We start from the raw sequence: 3,846 nt of genomic DNA on the forward strand, positions 1-3,846 counted from the left end.
CTCGCGTGTTGAGCAGCTGCTTTACCTGGTGCAGGCGGCCAACGCCAAGGAAGAGCCCAAGCAGGGCGCCATCATCGTGTCGCAATACTGGTCAGACGCCTGGTATCTCAAAGGCTATGCGCTGATTGAACTCAGGCGTCCGATCGAGGCGCGCAACGCGCTCGAAGCCGCCCTGGCCCTGGCACCCCGCAACTCGCAATACCTGGGCGAACTGGGGACCTGGTACGTGGGTCAGCGCAACTGGCCCCAGGCCTTGAAGATTTTTGAACAGGCTGCAAGCGCCGCCAAAGAGTTGGCCCCACCCGACGCTAAAAACACAGAGCTGTCCCGCGCATGGCGCGGCCTTGGGTATGTGTATGTAGAGCAAGGCCGCTGGGACGATGCCGAAAAAATCTATTTGCAGTGCCTCGAACTTGACAGCAATGACAGGCGCGCCAAGAACGAACTCAACTACGTCCGCGCGCAGCGGCCTGCGCAGCGGGCACCCGCCGCCACTGCCGCGCCCTGAAGCCGGCACTGCGGCCGGATCAGAGTGCGGACGTTTGAGGGGCGCTCCTTATTCCCCCACCTCGGCTTCCACCAGCTTGCCCAGCAGCACCAGCGACTGTTGCCAGCCCACGTAGCACTGGTCTGCGGGGATCACCGCGGGAATCCCTTCCTGCACCACATGCATCTCTACGCCTGCCGAGACTTTCGTCAATGTGATGGTGGTGGTCATTTCGCCGGGCAGGTTGGGATCTTCGAACCTGGCGGTGTAGCGGATGCGTTCGTTGGGCTTCAACTCCAGATAGGTGCCGCCGAACGAGTGGCTATGGCCGCTGCTGTTGTTGGTGAATGACATCCTGTAATTGCCGCCCACCTTGGCTTCCATTTCATGCACGGTGCCGGTAAAACCGTTGGGCGGCAGCCATTTGCTCCAGGCGGCGGGGCTGAGGAAGGCGCGGTACACCCGGTCAGGGGTAGATTGCAGAACCCGGTGAAGCTTGACGGTATTGGTGGTCATGGTGTTTCCTTTTGTTGATGCAGAGGACGGCCCTCTACCTGTACGACGAACGGCTCATGGCGTAATCGACATGATTTTTGGGAAATTTTTCAGCTTTTCTATGCGGGGCGCTCGCACACCATCAACAACGCCGTGCCATCCGGCGTCTGCACCTCGCCCACCGCGCGAAACCCGGCCTTTTCATAGCAGCGAATCGCACGCGCGTTGCGCGGGTCGGGGTCGGTCTGGATGCGGGTGACTTGCGGGTCGGCCAACAGCTTTGCCACCCAGGCCTTCACCATCGCCGTGCCCAGGCCGCGGCCCAGTTGTGCCGCGTCGGCAATCGACTGGTCAATGYCGCGCACGCCGGGGTCGGTTTCTTCTTCCCACCAGCCGCCGCCTGAGCCCATGGCCACATAAGACTGGATATAGCCAAAGGGCTGGCTGTCCAGCAGCGCGATGTGCGGTTGCACCTGGGCCGGGTTGGTGATCCAGGGGCCGTATTCGGCCTCTACCTCGGCCATCGTGGGCGCCTCGCCCCACCACTCAGTCCAGTGCGGGCGCTGCAGCCAGCCGTGCAGCATGGGCAGGTCGGCCGTTTGCAGCGGGCGAAAGCTCAAGCGCTGGGCCAGTTCGGCCTGCACGGTAGCTGCACCGCTCATGCCTGGCCCTCAGACCAGACCGCCAGCTCATACCCGTCGGCGTCGTTGAAATGAAAGCGCCGCCCGCCGGGGAAGGCAAAGATATCGCGCGTGATCTTTCCCCCGGCTGCCCGCACGCTCTCACGCGCGGCTTCCAGCTTGTCGGCATACAAGATGACCAGCGGGCCGCCGGCAGGCGAGGGCGGCGCCTGCGTGGTGAAGCCGCCTTTCATCGCACCGTCTGAGAACTCGGTGTACTCCGGGCCGTAGTCGGTAAAAGTCCAGCCGAAAGCCCTGCCGTAAAAGGCCTTGGCTTTGGCGATATCGCGAACATTCAGCTCCACGTAATTGATGCGGCAGTTTTCGGGGGCGGTGGCCATGGGTGTCTCCTGTGTCTGCAGAAATGGTCGGTCTGCCATTTTGCACAGGCGGCACCGCGGTGCCATGCATTCCTGCAAGCTTTGCAGGGCCTTCCCCATCTTTCGTTTTCCTGAGAGGAATTCATGAAAAAGGCACGGCGGGGCCTCGCACACGTTTTGCCTCCACTGCCTACAATCCTGCAGAGCACGGGCCTGTTGCCTGCGGCATTTTCGTTTCAGGCCTGTTTATCTTCATGACTCCTGCCGCCGCGCACAGCGCTACCCACGCCAGCATTTCTCCCGCCGTCCGGCGTTCCATCCTTCTCCTATCGTTTGGCACTTTTGCCAGCATGGCCGCGCAGCGTATTTGCGACGCCATGCTGCCCGAGCTGTCGCGCGTGTTTGCCGTCAGCATTGCCCAGGCCGCGCAGGTGGTGTCGGTGTTTGCCATGACATATGGCGCGTCGCAGCTGTTTTACGGCCCGCTGGGCGACAGGCTGGGCAAGTTTCGTGTGGTCACCTTTGCCACGCTGGGCTGCAGCGTCGGCAGCCTGCTGGCCGTTTTTGCGCACAGCCTGGACGCGCTGGTGTTTGCCCGCCTGCTGATGGCGCTGGGCGCAGCGGCGTTGATACCGCTGGCCATGGCCTGGGTGGGCGACAACGTGCCCGCCGAACAGCTGCAGGAAATGCTCACGCGCACCGGCCTGGGCAGCACGCTGGGCATTGTGGGCGGCCAGCTGATTGGCGGCCTGCTCACCGATGCCCTGGGCTGGCGCTGGGCTTTTGTTTTCATGACCGTACTGTTTGCCGTGGTGGGCACACTGTTGGTTGTAGACCTGCGCCGCCAGAAGGCCGCGCAGCGCGCCCAGGCTCAAGACCCGGCCGCCGCACCAACCCAGCGTGTGCAGCACGCTCACTTCGTTACGCAGGCGCTGGAGATCATCACCGGCCCGTGGTCACGCGTGGTGTTGATCCTGGCGGTAATCGAGGGCGCCGCCGGCTTTGGCGTGCTGGCCATCTGGGCTTCGCACCTGCATCGCACGCTCGGTTTGTCGCTCTCGCTCTCAGGCGCCATCGTGGCGCTGTTCGGCCTGGGTGGCATGGGCTACATGGCCATAGGCCCGCGTTTGATTCGCCGCTTTGGCCAGCATGGCCTCGTCATCATGGGCGGCGCTATGGTCGGCGTCTGTGCATTGGTGCTGGCCTACACCCCGCACTGGGGCCCGGCCATACCCGCCAGTTTGCTGGCAGGCTTTGGTTTTTTTGCCTTTCACAACACCATGCAGGCCAACGCCACGCAGATGACACCGCATGCGCGCGGCACGGCCGTGTCGCTGTTCTCGTCGTTTCTGTTTTTGGGCCAGTCCATTGGTGTGGTGCTGGCCGCCGGTTTGATCGACCGCATTGGGAGCAGCGCGGTGGTGGTGCTGGGCGGGGCGGTGATGGCGGTGGAGGGCGTTTACTTTGCCTGGGCGTTGCGGCAAAGGAACGGGGGTTGTTGAAATCTCATCCTGAGCTTGCCAAGTCAAATCTTAGGCCTGAAACTAACCCTGCGCTTATTGGCGACACTGATTCGCGACACTGCGGAAATAACAATGAAAAGGGGAGGGCGAAATGAGTTTTGAAGATCGCAATGGGGATTTTTCGGGTCTTAAACTTGAGCCTGAAGACAGCACTTACACGGCTGGACAGAGCCTTCCTTTTCAGCGCTGGTTTAAGTTTAAAGAGGCGTTTTCCCCACAACTGGTGTACGGAGTAATGGATGCACTCCCGACCCGGCCAAAGGTAGCGCTCGATTGCTTTGCCGGTTCCGGTACGACCGCACTTTCATGCCAACTCGCAGGAATAGAGTCATATTCCATTG

General features: G+C 61.9%; 5 protein-coding genes and 1 pseudogene. 3 read left to right on the forward strand and 3 right to left on the reverse strand.

The features are described 5' to 3' along the window. Positions 1 to 508: tetratricopeptide repeat protein (locus tag AC1D0Z_RS17370; RefSeq protein WP_477659465.1), on the forward strand; the 508-nt coding region annotated here is incomplete at its 5' end. A gap of 48 nt (positions 509 to 556) precedes the next feature. Here AC1D0Z_RS17370 and AC1D0Z_RS17375 read toward each other — a convergent pair. From AC1D0Z_RS17375 to AC1D0Z_RS17385, 3 genes are all read right to left on the reverse strand, one after another. Beyond that, a complete protein-coding gene (locus AC1D0Z_RS17375) occupies positions 557 to 1,003 on the reverse strand; it encodes an SRPBCC family protein (RefSeq protein WP_477659466.1) in 447 nt (148 codons plus the stop codon). A gap of 98 nt (positions 1,004 to 1,101) precedes the next feature. Further along, positions 1,102 to 1,644 carry a GNAT family N-acetyltransferase gene (locus AC1D0Z_RS17380; RefSeq protein ID WP_477659467.1) on the reverse strand — a complete coding sequence of 181 codons (543 nt, stop codon included), beginning with the start codon at positions 1,642 to 1,644 and terminating at the stop codon, positions 1,102 to 1,104. Further along, positions 1,641 to 2,003 carry a VOC family protein gene (locus AC1D0Z_RS17385; RefSeq protein WP_477659468.1) on the reverse strand — a complete coding sequence of 121 codons (363 nt, stop codon included), beginning with the start codon at positions 2,001 to 2,003 and terminating at the stop codon, positions 1,641 to 1,643. The genes AC1D0Z_RS17380 and AC1D0Z_RS17385 overlap by 4 nt, the downstream gene beginning before the upstream one ends. Positions 2,004 to 2,236: 233 nt before the next feature. On the opposite strand from AC1D0Z_RS17385, the gene AC1D0Z_RS17390 reads away from it, so the two are divergent. After that, positions 2,237 to 3,484: an MFS transporter gene (locus AC1D0Z_RS17390; RefSeq protein WP_477659469.1), complete on the forward strand. Its 1,248-nt coding sequence runs from the start codon at positions 2,237 to 2,239 to the stop codon at positions 3,482 to 3,484. A gap of 112 nt (positions 3,485 to 3,596) precedes the next feature. Beyond that, positions 3,597 to 3,846, forward strand: a pseudogene (locus tag AC1D0Z_RS17395) (hypothetical protein); the annotation flags it as partial.

The organism is Polaromonas sp. P1_E3, from assembly GCF_056405935.1.